At 63.6% G+C, this 16267-nt stretch carries 13 protein-coding genes; 11 read left to right on the plus strand and 2 right to left on the minus strand.

Going from position 1 to position 16267, the window contains the following annotated elements; genetic code table 11:
- The first annotated feature begins 173 nt into the window (after window positions 1-173).
- From ASD01_RS13485 to ASD01_RS13520, 7 genes are all read left to right on the plus strand, one after another.
- Entirely contained in the window at window positions 174-1334 is a 1161-nt protein-coding gene (locus ASD01_RS13485) for an AI-2E family transporter (protein ID WP_034797607.1), read from the plus strand.
- Window positions 1335-1661: 327 nt separating this feature from the next.
- Entirely contained in the window at window positions 1662-1748 is an 87-nt protein-coding gene (kdpF, locus tag ASD01_RS37580; RefSeq protein WP_034797217.1) for a K(+)-transporting ATPase subunit F, read from the plus strand.
- 86 nt (window positions 1749-1834) lie between these two features.
- Entirely contained in the window at window positions 1835-3544 is a 1710-nt protein-coding gene (gene kdpA / locus ASD01_RS13500) for a potassium-transporting ATPase subunit KdpA (protein WP_034797214.1), read from the plus strand.
- 13 nt (window positions 3545-3557) lie between these two features.
- Window positions 3558-5675 (plus strand): potassium-transporting ATPase subunit KdpB, encoded by a 2118-nt coding sequence (kdpB, locus tag ASD01_RS13505; protein ID WP_034797212.1) that lies wholly within the window; start codon window positions 3558-3560, stop codon window positions 5673-5675.
- A 2-nt stretch (window positions 5676-5677) separates the two neighbouring features.
- On the plus strand, window positions 5678-6247 hold the full coding sequence (gene kdpC / locus ASD01_RS13510) for a potassium-transporting ATPase subunit KdpC (protein ID WP_034797210.1): 570 nt from the start codon (window positions 5678-5680) through the stop codon (window positions 6245-6247).
- Window positions 6248-6329: 82 nt separating this feature from the next.
- Window positions 6330-9026, plus strand: coding sequence for a sensor histidine kinase (locus ASD01_RS13515; RefSeq protein ID WP_034797208.1), 2697 nt, complete (start codon window positions 6330-6332; stop codon window positions 9024-9026).
- A complete protein-coding gene (locus ASD01_RS13520; protein WP_034797205.1) occupies window positions 9023-9715 on the plus strand; it encodes a response regulator in 693 nt (230 codons plus the stop codon). The genes ASD01_RS13515 and ASD01_RS13520 overlap by 4 nt, the downstream gene beginning before the upstream one ends.
- A 21-nt stretch (window positions 9716-9736) precedes the next feature.
- On the opposite strand, the gene ASD01_RS13525 is transcribed toward ASD01_RS13520, so the two are convergent.
- On the minus strand, window positions 9737-10951 hold the full coding sequence (locus ASD01_RS13525) for an alpha/beta hydrolase (RefSeq protein ID WP_051659371.1): 1215 nt from the start codon (window positions 10949-10951) through the stop codon (window positions 9737-9739).
- A 248-nt stretch (window positions 10952-11199) separates the two neighbouring features.
- Window positions 11200-12372 carry a class C beta-lactamase gene (gene ampC / locus ASD01_RS13530; RefSeq protein ID WP_034797203.1) on the minus strand — a complete coding sequence of 391 codons (1173 nt, stop codon included), beginning with the start codon at window positions 12370-12372 and terminating at the stop codon, window positions 11200-11202.
- A 539-nt stretch (window positions 12373-12911) separates the two neighbouring features.
- Between ampC and ASD01_RS13535 the strand changes: the two genes are divergently transcribed.
- The 4 genes from ASD01_RS13535 to ASD01_RS13555 all read left to right on the plus strand — a co-directional run bounded on the left by ASD01_RS13535 (window position 12912) and on the right by ASD01_RS13555 (window position 16263).
- Window positions 12912-13163, plus strand: coding sequence for a glycine zipper 2TM domain-containing protein (locus tag ASD01_RS13535; protein WP_034797201.1), 252 nt, complete (start codon window positions 12912-12914; stop codon window positions 13161-13163).
- A gap of 17 nt (window positions 13164-13180) precedes the next feature.
- Window positions 13181-13531: an EF-hand domain-containing protein gene (locus ASD01_RS13540; RefSeq protein ID WP_034797198.1), complete on the plus strand. Its 351-nt coding sequence runs from the start codon at window positions 13181-13183 to the stop codon at window positions 13529-13531.
- A gap of 396 nt (window positions 13532-13927) precedes the next feature.
- Window positions 13928-15286: a DUF3300 domain-containing protein gene (locus ASD01_RS13550; RefSeq protein ID WP_051659370.1), complete on the plus strand. Its 1359-nt coding sequence runs from the start codon at window positions 13928-13930 to the stop codon at window positions 15284-15286.
- Between the two features lie 20 nt (window positions 15287-15306).
- The gene (locus ASD01_RS13555) at window positions 15307-16263 is read left to right on the plus strand and encodes a DUF2950 domain-containing protein (protein WP_034797196.1); all 957 of its coding nucleotides are present in this window, start codon (window positions 15307-15309) and stop codon (window positions 16261-16263) included.
- Window positions 16264-16267: the final 4 nt, after the last annotated feature.

Raw genomic sequence — 16267 nt, forward strand, 5'->3', positions numbered from 1 at the left:
GAAAGCCGGGGGCTCTTGAACCCTTCTAAATTTTTCTGTCATGTCCCGCCGCTAGCGTCGGCCACGGCCCTGAAACTACCGTAAAGCAGGGGCAAAGGGGCGGCGCGCGGTGTCAGAGTGGCTGGCAAGGCCGCGGGTTTGCTGTAAGCTCGTCGGAAGACGGAGGATCATTGGTGCAATTGGGTAATCGCGAACGAGAGAATTTCGCCGTGGAGCCACGGCTCCTCGGGCACACTGCCATTTCGCGCCATGCCCTTGTCGGCCCCATGACCGCTGCGCGCTGGATGCTGGTCTTCGTTCTGCTAGCCGGCGTCTATTTCTTCCATGGTTTCGTCGTTCCGGTTCTGGCTGCTGTCGTCATCGGGTTTGCCAGCTGGCCGATCTATCGCCGGCTGCTCGCCGGCGTGAACGGCAACCGGACGCTTGCCGCCACCATCGCGATCGTCTGCGTCATCTCCTTCATCGTCGTGCCGATCTCGATTGCCGCCGTCTATGCGGTCGACGAAGTGCGCGACTGGGTCGTCTGGGCCGTCGAGACCAATGCCAACGGTGCCGTCGTGCCCGCATGGCTGTCGAGCATTCCGATCGCCGGTGTCTGGCTTGGCGAGCAATGGGTCAAGCATATCGGCCATCCGGGCGCGCTCGGCGAACTGGTCCAGCTCGTCAGCGGCTCCAACATCGGCAATATCTACCGCGGCGTTCTGGTCGTCGGTGCCTCGACGTTCCATGCCTTCCTGACGCTGCTGTTCATGCTGATCACGCTGTTCTTCGTCTATCGCGATGGGCAGTCCTTCTCCGGCCAACTCGACAAGCTCGGCGAGCGTATCTTCCCGATGCGCTGGGAACGGCTGTCGCGCGTCGTGCCGCTGACGATCAGCTCGACGGTCACCGGCATGGGCATCATCGCCATCGGCGAAGGCATCGTGCTTGGCGTCGCCTATTGGCTTGCCGGCGTGCCGTCGCCGGTCACGCTCGGCATCATCACCGGCCTGATGGCGCTGATCCCCGGTGGCGCGCCGCTCTGCTTCACGCTGGTCTCGGTCTATCTCGTCGCCAGCGGTTCGCCCATTCACGGCCTGGCGCTGTTCACCTGGGGCACGACCGAACTCTTCATCGTCGACAAGACGCTGCGTCCGCGCCTCGTCGGCGGCCCGATCAAGCTTCCCTTCCTGCCGACCTTCTTCGGCCTCGTGGGCGGCGTGAAGACCATGGGTTTCCTCGGCCTCTTCGTCGGTCCGGTGCTGATGGCGCTGCTCGTTGCGATCTGGCGCGAATGGATGCGCGAAGCCACCACGCCCACCGAAACGAGCGTGAACGAGATTATCAAGGGCTAGGTGCTCTTTTGCCGAACCGGCGGTCGCATACGGGCGGCCTCGGGATCTCTTCAGCTTGTGGCAGATAGGCCGATACCGGACTGGTCCTGCGCCTATGAAGGTCGCCTCCCGCGCTCCCGAACGGATCTTTGCGGGCGTCTTTATCTTTTCCTTATGCCTCCTTCCGACCATCGCAATCGATAATTGACCCGCTGCGGGCGCAAGATCCGGACTTCAACAGTCCGGAGAATTTGCATGTCCGATGTTCTTTTTCTTGCCGCCGGAATCGGCGGCTTTGTCGTGTTCGCGCTTTATGCGCGCGCGCTGAGCCGGCTTTAGGAGGGCGTCATGTTCGAAGCCCTGCTCGGTCTTGCCGTCGCCATCGGTCTTGCGGCCTACCTCGTCGTCACCCTCGTTCGCCCGGAACGGTTCTGACCCGGTTGACGGGGATCGAACCCGTTGGCCGTTCGCATCAGCCGGGCGCCTTTGCGCCGTCCGGCCGCCCTTAGCGGAGTAATCTCATGTCTATCATCGGGTGGCTGCAGATCAGCCTCCTCTTCATCGCCGTCCTGATCGTCATCAAGCCGCTGGGGCTTTATATGGCGCGGGTCTTCTCCGGTGAACGCAACGTTTTTTCACCCGTCCTCGGTCCCGTCGAGCGCGGCCTTTATCTTGCGGCCGGTGTCGATCCGAAGAAGGAACAGGGCTGGCTCGCCTACACGATGTCGATGCTCGCCTTCAGCCTCGCCGGCTTTGTCTCGCTCTATGCGATCCTCCGGCTGCAGGCCCACCTGCCGATGAACCCGCAGGGCTTCTCGGGCATGCCGTCCGATCTCGCCTTCAACACGGCGGTCAGCTTCGTCACCAACACCAACTGGCAGAACTACGGTGGCGAAACCACGCTCAGCCATTTCAGCCAGATGGCCGGCCTGACGGTGCATAACTTCGTCTCCGCCGCGACCGGCATCGCCATGGCGCTTGCCGTCACCCGCGCCTTCGCCCGCTCGAACGCCTCGACCGTCGGCAACTTCTGGGTCGATCTCACCCGTTCGACGCTTTACGTGCTGCTGCCGATCGCCGTCGTCATGGCCCTTGCCATGGTCTGGACAGGCTTGCCGCAGACCTTCCACGCCGATCTGTCGGCAACCACGCTCGAAGGCGCCAAGCAGACGATCTCGCTCGGCCCTGTCGCCAGTCAGGAAGCGATCAAGCAGCTCGGCACCAATGGTGGTGGCTTCTTCAACGTCAATGCCGCCCATCCCTTCGAGAACCCGACGGCCTTCTCCAACTATCTCAACATTTTCGCCATGTTGTCGATCTCGGCGGCGCTCGTCTACACGTTTGGCCAGATGGTCGGTAACCGCCGCCAGGGTTGGGCCTTCATCGCCGTCACCGCGATCCTGCTGATCTCAGGCGTTGCGGTCGTCTACTGGGCGGAAGCCCACGGCAACCCGATCCTGACCGCCCTTGGTCTCGATGCCGCCCAGGGCAACATGGAAGGCAAGGAAGTCCGCTTCGGCCAGGCGATGACGGCGCTCTATGCCGCTGTCACCACCGGTCTGTCGGATGGCGGCGTCAACGGCATGCACGGCTCGCTGACGGGCCTCGGCGGTCTCGTGCCGATGTTCCTGATGCAGCTTGGCGAAGTCCTGCCGGGCGGCGTCGGCTCCGGCCTCTACGGCATGGTGGTCTTTGCGATCCTCGCCGTCTTCGTTGCCGGCCTGATGGTCGGCCGCACGCCGGAACTGCTCGGCAAGAAGATCGAATCCCGCGAGATGAAATACGCGATGTTCGCCGTCCTCATTCTGCCGGTGACGATCCTCGGCTTTGCCGCCGTCTCCGCGATGCTGCCTTTTGCCGTCGCAAGCATCGGCACGGCGGGCCCGCACGGCCTGTCCGAAATCCTCTATGCCTTCACGTCGGCGGCCGGCAACAACGGCTCGGCTTTCGGCGGGCTCACCGGCAACACACCCTGGTACAACACGACGCTCGGGTTCGCGATGCTGCTCGGCCGCTTCGCCTATGCGGTTCCGGTCATGGCGATCGCCGGTTCGATCGCGGTGAAGACCCGCGTGCCGGCGTCCAAGGGTACCTTCCCGACCGACACGCCGCTCTTCGTCGGCCTGCTTGTCGGCATCATCCTCATTCTCGGCGGGCTGCAATTCTTCCCGGCGCTCGCGCTCGGTCCCATCGTCGAGCATCTCTCGATGCTTGCCGGTCAGACCTTCTAAAGGAATTCGACACATGTCTTCCAAACCTATCGCACCCAGTCTTCTGGACCCGGCGATCCTGCTGCCGGCGATCAAGGCGGCGTTCATCAAGCTCGACCCGCGCCAGCTCGTGCGCAATCCGGTGATCTTCGTCACCGAAGTGGTCGCAGCCGTGGTCACCGGTCTCTTCGTGCGCGACATCGCCACCGGCACAGGCAGCCCGCTGTTCTCCGGCCAGATCGCCGCCTGGCTGTGGTTCACGGTGCTTTTTGCCACCTTTGCCGAAGCCGTCGCCGAAGGCCGCGGCAAGGCCCAGGCCGACAGCCTGCGCCGCACCAAGTCCGAACTGACGGCGCGCAAGCTCGTTGCCGACGAAGGCCGCGAGACCCAGACGATCCCGGCGACATCGCTGAAGGTCGGCGACCTCGTGCTCGTCGAGGCTGGCGAACTGATCCCCGGCGATGGCGAAGTCGTCGAGGGTGTCGCCTCTGTCAACGAGAGCGCCATCACCGGTGAATCGGCGCCCGTCATCCGTGAATCCGGTGGCGACCGCTCGGCTGTCACAGGCGGCACGCAGGTGCTGTCCGACTGGATCAAGATCCGCATCGGCGTGGCACCCGGCGACACTTTCGTCGACCGCATGATCGCGCTGATCGAGGGCGCGCAGCGCCAGAAAACCCCGAACGAGATCGCCCTGTCGATCCTGCTTTCGGGCCTGACGCTGATCTTCCTGGTGGCCGTCGTCACGCTCTGGGGGCTCGCCGGCTATTCCGGTACCGTGCTCTCGGTCACCGTGCTCGCAGCCCTGCTCGTCACCCTGATTCCGACCACGATCGGTGGCCTGCTTTCAGCCATCGGCATCGCCGGCATGGACCGTCTGGTGCGCTTCAACGTCATCGCCACCTCCGGCCGCGCTGTCGAGGCTGCTGGCGACGTCGATACGCTGCTGCTCGACAAGACAGGCACCATCACCTTCGGCAACCGCATGGCGGCCGACTTCATGCCGGTGCCCGGCGTTACCGAGGCCGAGCTTGCCGATGCCGCACTGCTTGCAAGCCTTGCCGACGAAACGCCTGAGGGCCGCTCGATCGCGGCGCTTGCCACCGGTGAATTTGGCCGCCAGACGCCAGATGTGTCGCTGCCCGCGTCCGACAAGGGCGAGGTCCTGGCGCTCGCCGTCGGCGGCGGCGCAAGCCGGGCCGGCGCGACCCGGATCGACGCGGTCATTCCCTTCGCTGCGGAAACGAGGCTTTCGGGCGTCGACTTCGGCGGCCGCCGGCTGCGCAAGGGTGCCGTCGACTCGGTCCTGAAGTTCACCGGTATCCGCGACGAGAACGTGCCGAACGAGTTTCGCCGCGCCGTCGACCAGGTGGCCCGCACCGGCGGCACGCCGCTTGCGGTTGCCGACGGTCCGCGCCTGCTCGGCGTCATCCATCTGAAGGATGTGGTGAAGCCCGGCATAAAGGAGCGCTTCGCCGCTCTTCGTGCCATGGGCATCCGCACGGTGATGGTCACCGGCGACAACCCGGTGACCGCTGCCGCCATCGCGTCCGAAGCCGGCGTCGACGACTTCCTTGCCGAAGCGACCCCGGAGGACAAGCTTGGCTATATCCGCAAGGAGCAGCAGGGCGGCCGCCTGATCGCGATGTGCGGCGACGGCACCAACGACGCGCCGGCACTCGCCCAGGCCGATGTCGGCGTCGCCATGCAGACGGGGACCCAGGCCGCCCGCGAGGCCGCCAACATGGTGGACCTCGATTCCAGTCCGACGAAGCTGATCGAGATCGTCGAGATCGGCAAGCAGCTGCTGATGACCCGCGGGTCGCTGACGACGTTTTCGATCGCCAACGACGTGGCCAAGTACTTCGCCATCATCCCGGCGCTGTTCATTACCACCTATCCGGCCCTTGCCGCGCTCAACGTCATGGGCCTCGCCTCGCCGCAATCGGCGATCCTCTCGGCGGTGATCTTTAACGCGCTCATCATCGTCGCCTTGATCCCGCTGGCGCTGAAGGGCGTCAAGTACCGGCCCGTCGGTGCGGCAGCCCTTCTGCGCCGTAACTTGGCTGTCTACGGCCTCGGCGGCATTGTCCTGCCCTTTGCCGGCATCAAGCTCGTCGACCTCGCCGTCAACGCACTCAATCTGGTGTAACCATGCTGAACCAACTTCGCCCCGCCATCGTCATGATCGTGCTCCTGACCGCGATCACCGGCCTTGCCTATCCCTTTGCAATCACCGGCGCGTCGCAGGTGCTGATGCCCGCGCAGGCAAATGGCAGCCTCATCGAGAAGGACGGTACCCTCATCGGTTCCGCCCTCATCGGCCAGAACTTTACTTCCGACAAATACTTCTGGCCGCGGCCCTCCGCGACCGGTCCGGACGCCTATAACGCGGGGGCTTCGAGCGGCTCCAACCTCGGTACCACCTCGGTCAAGCTCAGGGATCGTGTCGCAGCCGATGTCGAGCGCCTGAAAGCTGCCGGCCTTGCGGGAGAAATTCCTGTGGACGCGGCAACCACGTCAGGTTCCGGGCTCGACCCGCATATCACGCCGGCCTTCGCCGAAGCCCAGGTCGCCCGCGTCGCCAAGGCGCGGGGCTTGAGCCAAGCGGATGTCGCCGCCCTGGTCGCCAAGGCGACGGAGGATCGGCTGTTCGGGGTCGTAGGCGAGCCGCGCGTCAATGTGCTAGAACTCAACCTGGCCCTTGATGCGCCTCGAACCTAGAGCGGGATGAGGAAAAGTGCTTGCGGTATTCCGCCCGCATCCCGCTCTAAGCTATTAGAATCGATCACGCCTGAGACAATGCATGCCCGACAGTGAACGCGACGCCAAAGGTCGCCCGGACCCAGACGCACTGCTGGCGCTTGCCGCGCAGGACCGCCGGGGAAAACTGACCGTATTCCTCGGCGCCGCTCCCGGCGTCGGCAAGACCTATGCGATGTTGTCGCGAGCCCGCCGGCTGAAGGACGACGGTGTCGATATCGTCGTCGGGCTGGTCGAGACGCACGGGCGCAGCGAGACCGCTGCGCTCATTGACGGATTGGAGATACTGCCGCGCCGCGATGTGAACCATCGCGGCCGAATGCTTTCCGAGTTCGACCTGGATGCGGCCCTCGCGCGGCGTCCCCGGATCATCGTCGTCGACGAACTGGCCCACAGCAATCCGGCCGAAAGCCGGCACCCCAAGCGCTATCAGGATGTTGAGGAACTGATCGCCGCCGGCATCGATGTCTGGACGGCGCTCAATATCCAGCATCTCGAAAGCCTCTCGGATATCGTCGCCCAGATCACCGGTGTACCCGTGCGCGAACGGGTGCCGGATACCGTATTGAAGCGCGCTGACGACGTACTGCTTGTGGATCTGTCGCCGGCCGAGCTGATCGAGCGGCTGAAGGAGGGCAAGGTTTATCTGCCCGACAGCGCACAGCGCGCCGTCGACCGCTTCTTCCGCCTTGGCAACCTGACGGCACTGCGCGAACTGGCGCTCAGGCGGACAGCCGACCGGGTCGACGACCAGATGGTCGACTATCTCAAGCAGAACGCCATCGAAGGCATCTGGGCAAGCGGCGAGCGGCTGCTCGTCTGCATTGGTTCGGACCCGTTGTCCGAAAAGGTCGTGCGCACGGCAAGCCGGCTCGCCGAAGGATTGAATGCCCCCTGGATCGTCGTCTTCATCGAGCGCGCCGACCGCGAGAGCGGCGACGGCGAAGACGTGCGCCGGCTCGACGAAACCTTCCGTCTTGCCGAACAGCTCGGCGCCGAGACGCGCCGTATTATCGGCAACGACTTCGTCGAGGAAATCCTGAAGCTCGCGCGCCGGGAACACGCGACGCAGATCGTCATCGGCGCGCGCCGCCAGCCGTTCCCGATGCGGCTGTTTCGCCAGTCGCTTCCCGACGCCTTGGCCGAGCGCGTGTCCGGCATCGGCATTCACCTTGTGACCGATCGCGAGACGGTGCCCGTCAAACGGCGAACGAAGATGAAACGGACGCTGCCGCCGGGAAGTGGGCGCGCGATCGGCATCGCCGCCGGATCGGTGGTCGTCTCGACCGCCGTCGGCCTGCTGCTTGGCCGTTTCGTCGTCCTGCCCAACATCTCGTTGCTTTATCTACTCGCAGTGCTGGCCTCGGCGACCTATGCCGGTCACATCGCGGCAATCGCGGCAGCACTTTTTTCGGTGCTCGCCTATAACTTCTTTTTCATCAAACCGACCGGCACCTTCACCATCGCCGAGCCGCACGAGGTTTTTGCGCTCGTCGTCTTCCTCGCTGCCGCAGCCCTCGCCGGCAGCCTGGCGTCGCGGGTACGGGAGCAGGCAAAGACCGCCCGCCAGCGCGCCGCCGCGACTCAGGCGCTCTATGACTTTTCGCGCAAACTTTCAGGCACCGCCAAGGCCGACGACGTGCTCTGGGCGGCGGTGACGCAGATGCAGTCGACGCTGAAACGCAGTTCAGCGCTGCTTCTGCCTGAGGACGGAGACCTGCAGCTGAAAGCCGCCTGGCCGCCGGACACCGAGCTCGACGTCACCGACATCATGGCGGCGCGTTGGGCGATGGACAAACGCGAGCCGGCCGGCAACGGCACGGGAACCCTGCCGAACAGCCCTTTCCATTTCCGGCCGCTGACGAGCCCGCACGGCGTCGTCGGCGTCTGCGGCTTCGTCCAGGCCGACAAGCCACTGGAGATCAACGAGGAGCGGGCGCTGGCAGCGATCCTCGACCAGACGGCGATCGCCGTCGACCGCGCCCGCCTGTCACGCGAAAGCCTCGACCAGGCCGCAAAGCTCGAGGGCGAGCGCTTCCGCGCTGCCCTTCTTTCATCCATTTCGCATGATCTGAGAACCCCGCTTGCGACCATTACCGGCGCCGTCACCAGCTTGCGCCAGCTCGGTGATCGCATGCCGCCGGAAAGCCGCGACGACCTGTTGCAGTCGATCGAGGAGGAGGGCGGTCGGCTGACGCGCTTTGTCGCCAACCTGCTCGACATGACGCGCATCGAGGCCGGTACCGTCAATGCCAAGCGCGATTGGGTCGATGTCGCCGACGTGGTGCGGGCGGCGGTCGATCGCGCTCGCAAATATTTTCCCGAGCGCGAGATCGAAACCAGCATCGCCCCTGACTTGCCCCTGATGCGGGGCGACAGCGTGCTGCTCGGCCAGGTGCTCTTCAACCTGCTGGACAATGCCAACAAATATGGCGGCGAAGAGCCGATCAGCATCTATGCCCGTACCGACAGCAACGAGATCGTGCTGTCAGTGACCGACCTCGGCAAGGGTATTCCGCCGCGGGACCTCGAGCAGGTCTTCGAGAAATTCTTCCGCCGCGGCAAGGCGGATGGCCGCACTCCGGGAACGGGGCTGGGACTGTCGATCGCCAAGGGCTTCGTCGAAGCGATGGGCGGGCAGATCAAGGCGGAGAGCCCGGCGCTTCGCCGCCGCGGCACGCGCATTTCCATGCGCTTTCCCGCCGCCAAGGCTGAAATCTCCGAAAAGGACCGTGCATGAGCGTGGAGCGTATCCTCGTCGTCGACGACGAACCCCAGATCCAGCGTTTCCTGAAACCCGCGCTGAGTGCTGCCGGCTATGACGTTCGTGAGGCGATGACCGGCGCCGAGGCGCTGAAGGCGGCGGCGACGATGGCGCCGGATGTCGTCATCCTCGATCTCGGCCTGCCCGATATGGATGGCAAGGAGGTCATCGCCAACCTGCGCGGCTGGTCGCAGGTGCCGATCATCATCCTGTCGGCCCGCGACCGGGAAAGCGAAAAGATCGCAGCACTCGATCTCGGCGCCGACGACTACATCGAAAAGCCCTTCGGTATCGGCGAACTGACGGCCCGCATCCGTGCGGCCCTTCGCCACCGGGTGCAGATGGAAGGCGGCCAGACGCAGCTTTCCGCCGATGGTGTTTCGATCGACACGATCAAGCGGGTGGTGACGAAGGACGGCGAGCCCGTCCGGCTGACGCCAAAGGAATACGACCTCCTGGTGATGCTGGCGCATCACGCCGGCCGTGTCGTCACCCACAAGACGCTGCTTACCTCGGTCTGGGGCGTCGCGCACGGCGAAGACCTGCATTATCTGCGCGTCTTCATCGGCCAGCTGCGCGGCAAGATCGAGCGCGATCCGGCCGATCCGAAGATCATCCGTACGGAGCCGGGCGTCGGCTATCGCTTCGTCGGCGACGAGGGCTGACGGCGGGCTGCCGCCAAGCCCTTACTTTATCTTCACCGGCGTCGGCATGTCGGTTGCGAGCGTGTCTCCGACGACCACCTTCTTCTTCTTCGCCGGCTGCGGGTTTTCGAGGATCGACACAGGCGCCGAGACCGTCACGGCCGCGACGTTGCCGACGTTTCTCGCCGTGCCGGCGACGACCGCGGCAATGCCGGTTCCAACCGAGATATCGGAATCTGTGAGCGTCTGCCCCGTGGCGAGCCGCGTGCCGATGAGCTGGACGATCTCGGGGCTTTCCGCAAACTTTCCGTGGTGCAGGCCGTCCTCAGACTTAACCTTTGTCAAATCGATGGCAGTGATGCCGGCCCTTTCAAGCTGAGTGCGATAAGGCTCTGCCGACGGGTCGATTGCGCCAAGGCGTGAAACGTCGCCCGAGATGAAGCTCGAAAGCGCCAAGGCGCGGTCGTCCTGCGAAACGAAGATGGTGAACTTCGGCCGTTTCTTGCCCATCTCGACAAACTGCTTGGCGAAGACATCGAGATCGATATCGGGCGAGGCGAGGATGACGTTCTCGATCTTGGACGGCACGTTGCCGTCGCGGATGCCCATCTGCCGGAGCGATTCCATCGTCAGCCAGGTACCCATGGAATGGGCGAGGATGGTTATGCTTTTGACCTTCGGCGCGTCGGATAGCTTTTTCAGAATGTCTTCGAGCGCCGTGCGCGAATAGTTCGTGCTTTCCTTGTCGTAGTTGTAGTCGAACACGTTGGCGCGCGAAGGCCAGGTGAAGAGAACCGGCGTTGCCTGGACCTCCGAGTCATGCACGATCTGCGCCAGCCGGTAGACCGAATCCTCGTAGCGATTGTTGAAGCCGTGCACGAAGACGAAGGCATTGCCGCCGACATCGTGCTGCAGGAACCAGGACTTGGCTTCATCGAGCGACTTGAGCTCGTTCACCCGCGTGACGGCGAATTCCTTGGCCGGATCCGGCGGCAGCTTGCGCGGCCATTGCACCGTGCCCGACTTGCGTGCCGTTTCCGGCGGGATCGAAACCGCGACGTCGGTAAGGAAAGTATTGGCGTCGCGCTCGCCGGAAAAGAGCGTTGCCGGATCGCCGGAGGGTTCGCGCGTGGTTGCGACAAGCATGTCGACGGTGGATGCGCCCGGGACCGGAGTGGTGAGTGCGACGGGCGCCATCACACCCTTGGCATGGCCGCCGCAGCCGGCAAGCAGCGTCAGCGCCGCAAGCACGAACATTGTCCGCCCCCTGCCTGCGCCTCCCCGATGTAACGAACCCTGAACTCCCACCCATTCGAACATCGGCATCCCCACATACGCCTGAACTCGACTGCATCTGATCGCGCTTTCGCGAAATGCAGATGACAATACTCGGCGTCAATATGCAAGCAGGCGCTGATTGAAGATTCGCTACAGAGTTGTTGATGGATGTCGTTTCCCGTGTCGCGGGCTTGCCGCGACACGAAACCGACGCGGGCGATCTGCCGTTACTTCGCCGCCGCTTCCAGCGACTTCAGGATCGCGTGGGCAGCCTTGATCCTCTCGGGGTTCGGGTAGTTGCGGTTGGCAAGCAGCACGATTCCGATCTTCTTCTCCGGTACGAAGGCGACATAGCCGCCGAAGCCGTTGGTGGAGCCGGTCTTGTTGTAGAGCGTCGAGCCATCGGGGCGCTTCGGGGGATCCAATGCCTTGACCGGGTTGCTTTTCAGGGCCATGTCGCGCGAATTGCCGTCGAGCAGCCGCTCCAGCGAAACGGGGTAGGGGTATTGTTCCCAGCCCAGCCCCTGCACCATCTTGCCGCTGTCGAAATATCCGACATGGGTGCCTTCGACCGACTTGCGGATCGCGCCGTCGAGACGTTCAGGCTGGATGTTGGTCTCGACGAAGCGGATCATGTCTGCGGCCGATGACTTTACGCCATAGGCCTCCGCGTCGAACGTACCGGCAGTGACGCGAATTGGCTTGTCGGCCTTGCCGTAGCCCCAGGCGTAGCTGCCCATCTGGCTATCGGGAACGCGGACATAGCTGTGCTTCAGGCCGAGCTTGGGAAAGATCTCGCTTTCGAGAACCGCGCTGAAGCTGCCGCCCATCGCTAAAGCCGCGGTGTGGCCGAAGAGGCCGATGCTCGGGTTGGAATAGCGACGCTTCTTGCCGGGCTTGGCCTCCGGTTTCCATGTGCTGAAATAGCCGACCATGTCGGCGTTGCTCTTGACCGCATCGGGAAACTGCAACGGCAGTCCGCCAGCCGTATAGGTGGCAAGATGCAGGAGGGTCGCCTTGTCGATCGGCGTGCCCGCAAAGGCCGGGATGTACTTGCCGGGATGATCGTCGAAGGAGAGCTTGCCGGTGACCTGCGCATAGGACGCCAGTGTCGCGGCGAAGGCCTTGCTGATCGAGCCCAGTTCAAACAGCGTATTCTCGGTAACCGGTGCGTTCGTTTCCTTGGAAGCGACGCCGTAGTTCAGGAAATAGTGCCGGCCTTCAACGGTGACGGCGACGGCCATGCCCGGCACCTTGTGTTCGCGCATGATGGGGCGGATCGCCTTGTCCACGGCAGCGGCAATCTGCGCCCGCTCGCCACCTTCGGCAAAGGCGCTGGACGCCAGGGTCGCAAGGATTGCAGTAGAAAGACCTAATTTAATTGTCGCCATTCTATCCATTCGATGTGTTCTCTCTCGATATGCTGTCGGTGGCGCGGCGTGGGAGGGCCGCCGGCCACGGTCGGAGATGCTGTGTCGGGTCCGAGCTGGCGCTTTGCCGGCCCATGTCCCGCCAGGCCACGGAGACCCTGCAAGAAGTGCCCAACAGGACGGCAAAGAGCTAGACCGCCCGGCCCGACGGCACAAATGACGATATTTCGAGGGAGACCCTAGAAAATCTAAGGTGAGATGTCGCCGCGCGGGAGACGATTCCAGAGGCCGAAAGGGCGGCGGGGAGGGGCGCCGGCGCCGTGCGCTCTACAAAATCACGCTGTCCGTTGTCATCGGGGGTTCTCGGGCGTAGTATTCGCCGGCAGTTCAAGGCCCTGTTGTTGCCAGACTGCATGTCTAATATGTCTAATCCGCGAGCTGCTTCTGATCCAACAGAAGAGTCTCCCCCGATTCCGGGAGAATATTCGGAAGCTTATTTACATCCGACGCCACTCAATGGCGCCTCCGCCGATCTCTATTGCAATCAGACGGCCATATTGGAGGATAAGATGAGCAAGCAGACCATAACTATCGTTCTTGCCGGCGCCCTAGCCTTATCGGGGTGCCAATCGGCCTATATGTCCAAGAGCGGTTCGACCGGCAACGAATTCGGCTGCATTGCCGGAACCGTTGGTGGGGCCATTGTCGGCGGCCTGATCGGCTCGACCATTGGTTCAGGCACCGGTCAGCTATGGGCCGTTGGTGGTGGAGCGACACTCGGCGCTGCTGCCGGCAACGCGCTGACATGCCGCTATTATTGATCGAGGAACAGAGCAGAATGAAGAAAATCGTTCTTATGAGCGTGCTTGCGCTCGGCCAGATCACACCGGCGATCGCGCAGCAAGCTGCGACGATGAACCAGGGACAGATGAGCGCGCTCGACAGCGACAAGGACGGCGCGGTCGAGCGGTCCGAGTACGAGGCCTTCATGGCGGGCGCCTTCGACAATCTCGACAAGAACAAGGACGGAAATCTTACGTCCGACGAGACGAAGCAGGCGCTGAACGCTCAGCAGTTTGCCGCCACGGATACCAACAGCGACGGCAAGATCAGCCGGAACGAGTTTCTTGATCGGGTGATGGCGGATTTCAAGACCGCGGATCGAAGCGGCGACGGCAGCCTGAAATGATGCTCGGAGCCAATGCCGACCGCCCTTGATCCCGGTCGTTCGCGGCTGGCGGGCACGGGCTTCGGCCCGGCTCTCGCGCAAGCAAAGACGGCGTGCGCGCACGCACGTCCTCATTTTCCGGTTGCAATTGCCGGGCGTTCTGTTTCTCATGTCTAAAATTCACCGGCAGCTGGCCAGCTGGCTGCCGGTGCTCATGCCGCTCTTCCTGATTGTCCCATTCGGCTTTCTGACAAGCGACCAGGTTCTCCACGCAAGCGTGCGGAAGGGGACGTCGATGACAGCGAATGGGAATTCTCGCGATTGCCCCGCCGGCCGCGTATGGCCGGCGCCGTGACGTCCAAGCCGGGGGATCTCCCGGGCTCGTTTGTTGATCGTTGTGCCTGGATAGGAGAGACCATGTTCGACCGACCTCGTTCTTTGCGTGCGCCAACGGTGGCGTTGCTTGCCTTGCTGACGGGTTCGTTTGCGGTGGGCACTGCGCTGGCGCAGGAGCAGGCCGCCGCCCAGGCGGCGACCGAAGAGGCGCCGCAACCGCTCAGCGAAGATGAGCTCGAGGTCCTCGTCGCGCGCATTGCGCTCTACCCCGACGAACTCGTCGCACTCGTGACCTCTGCCTCGCTCTACCCGCTGCAGATCGTCGAGGCCGAGCGCTTCCTCGAGGTTTCGCAGACCAAGAAGGACATGAAGCCGAAGGACAGCTGGGACGGCAGCATCGTCTCGCTGCTGAATTATCCTCAGATCGTCAAGATGATGAGCGACGACCTCGACTGGACCCAGTCGCTCAGCGACGCGCTAGCCTATCAGCAGAAGGACGTGCTCGTCGCCATCCAGCAATTGCGCGACAAGGCCGTCGCCGACGGCGTCATCAAGTCGGACGACAAGGTGGTGGTGAAGCAGGAAAACGACAACGTCGTGATCCAGGCCGCCAATCCGGAGAAAATCTACGTCCCCCAATACGAGCCGCAGATGCTCTATGATCCAGGCTATCAGCCGGCCCCGATCGCCTATTATCCCGAGCCCTATCCGAACTATTACTATCCGACGGCGACCTTCTTTGCCGGCGTGGTCACGGGTGCTGCCTTTGCCGCGGTCGTCGACTGGGACGACTGGGGCGTCTGGGGCGGGCGCTGGAACGGCGGCGATGTCGATATCGACTGCAACAATTGCTTCAACAACATCAACGGCAAGGTGAAATTCAACGACGTCGACTGGAAAAATGTCGACCGCAGCAAGATCAGCTTCGACAAGAACCAGTTCGCCAAGATCGATCGCACCTCCATGGAGCGGGACTTCAAGTCCGCGAAAGGCAACAACATCGCCAACCGGGCGAAGGTGGCCCGCACCAACGAGATCGGCGCGGCGGCAAATAGATCCGGTAGCCGGATCTCGGTCGACGATGTCCGCAAGAGCAAGGTCGAGGCGCGCCAGCGGGAAAATCTCGGGCGAACCAACGCAGCTCCTGGCGACCGCAAACCGGGCAACCAGGTCAAGCAGAGGCCTCAGGGCGACAAGATCGGCAATGCCAAGCCGGCGGCCCGGGCCGATCGCCAGGTCGCCAAGCCGAAGCCGGGCGGCAAGATCGATCGTGGCGGTGGCGGAAAACCATCCGCCCTTGGTCAGGTCCAGAGCGGACGGGTGACCAAGATGCAGTCGGACCGCGGCCGCCAGGCGCTTGGTGGCGGCCAGCGCGGCGGTGGCCAGCCGCACCGTGAGATCAGGCGTGGTGGTGGCGGCGGCGGCGGACGGCACCGGTAACTCAAGGGAGGAGAACGAAAATGACCAAGCGCGTACATAATCTGCTCCTGTCTTCCTTTGCAGCCGCCGTGCTCGCCAGCGGCTCGGCGACGGTCGCTTCTGCGCAGGATCCCGCGGCGCACACGCCGCTCTCCGACTATGCGGCCGCAAGCGATCCGCCGGCGTTCGACACACCGGAACAGGCAATCGATGCGTTCAAGGCCGCCGTTGGTTCGGGCGATTTCGACAAGCTCGCGAACCTGGTGGGGCTGGATGCGGCCAAGGCCAAGACCAGCGACGGGGTGATGGACGCCTACGCCGATATCCAGGCGGGCGTAAAGAAGAAGGTGGCCGTACAGGACGTCGAAAACCGAAAGGTACTGGAGATCGGCGAAGTGCTCTGGCCCTTCCCGTTCCCGATTGCCAAGGGCGACGACGGAAAATGGGCCTTCGACACCTATACCGGTCTCGAGGAGATCGCCAATCGCCTGGTCGGCCGCAACGAACTCGACACGATCGCGACGGTCCGCGCCTATGTCGAGGCGCAGGAGGAATATGCGCAGGAAGATCATGACGGCGACGGCGTGCTCGAATACGCGCAGAAGCTGATCAGCAGCGAGGGCAAGACCGACGGGCTCTACTGGCCCGCGGGCGAGGGCCAGCCACAGAGCCCTGCGGGTGAAGCGCTCGCCGATGGCGCAGTGCTTGCCAGGGCCCAGGCCGGCAAGGGCTATTTCGGCTATCGCTACCGCGTGCTGACGAGCCAGGGCGACAACATCGCCGGCGGCAAGTTCGACTACATCATCAACGGCAACATGATTGCGGGCTTCGCTCTGGTCGCCTGGCCGGTGAAATATGGCGCAACGGGCGTCCACACCTTCGTCGTCAACCGCAACGGCACCGTCTACCAGGCCGATCTGGGCGACAAGACCGAGAGCGTTGCTGAAGGGATCCGGCAGTTCAATCCCAACGACAACTGGCAGGTCGTGGAGGATTGAGCGC

The organism is Ensifer sp. Root423, from assembly GCF_001426275.1.
Lineage (GTDB): Bacteria > Pseudomonadota > Alphaproteobacteria > Rhizobiales > Rhizobiaceae > Ensifer > Ensifer adhaerens.